Origin of the sequence: Devosia riboflavina (assembly GCF_000743575.1) — a bacterium.
GTDB lineage: Bacteria > Pseudomonadota > Alphaproteobacteria > Rhizobiales > Devosiaceae > Devosia > Devosia riboflavina.
Genome location: NZ_JQGC01000077.1, coordinates 1 through 667, shown reverse-complemented (window position 1 = coordinate 667; position 667 = coordinate 1). Strand labels below are relative to the sequence as shown.

Below are 667 nucleotides of genomic sequence, written 5' to 3'. Positions count from 1 at the left end.
CGTGACTATTGCTGCCGTGGCCAACGATCCCAACCTCATGTCGCTAGCCATCACGCTCGGCAACGATCCTGGGCTGATCACCAGCCCCTATAACGGAACGGCATTGATCGCGGCCGCTCATCTCGGCCACGCCGAAATCGTCCGCCGCCTCATTGCCGCCGGCGCGCCTCTCGACCACGTCAACAATCTTGGCTGGACCGCTCTCATAGAAGCCGTGATCCTCGGTGACGGCGGCCCGGACCACCAGGAGGTTGTGCGTCTGCTGCTCGAAGCCGGCGCCGACCGCGAGTTGGCCGACCACGATGGCGTAACGCCCCTCGCTCATGCTCGTGCCCGAGGATTTGCGGAAATCGCGAGATTGCTGGAGCGCTAGGCTGCCTCCGATTGAAGCGCGTTTTGCATGGCGAAACGCGCGCCTTCGGCTGCATTTCGAGAAGGACTGCCTCCGCGCCAATATAGGTCTGGTCCCCACTTTCGGTACTTGACCATCAGGTTTCGGAAATCTGCATTTTTCACTGCCAACACGAACAGCGGGTGATGGAGGCGCTCGCACCCCGTTTGCAACGTGTTTCGGTATGCGAGATGTCCGTTTGTTGACTCGAAACTTGCTCGCCGATGAAATGTGCAGTCGGCTGCCGAGGGAATGCTTAGGGCTGTCGGTGCTGCA

At 60.6% G+C, this 667-nt stretch carries 1 protein-coding gene; it reads left to right on the top strand.

Annotated elements, in window-relative coordinates:
* Positions 1–373: ankyrin repeat domain-containing protein (locus JP75_RS24755; protein WP_035087939.1), on the top strand; the 373-nt coding region annotated here is incomplete at its 5' end.
* Positions 374–667: the final 294 nt, after the last annotated feature.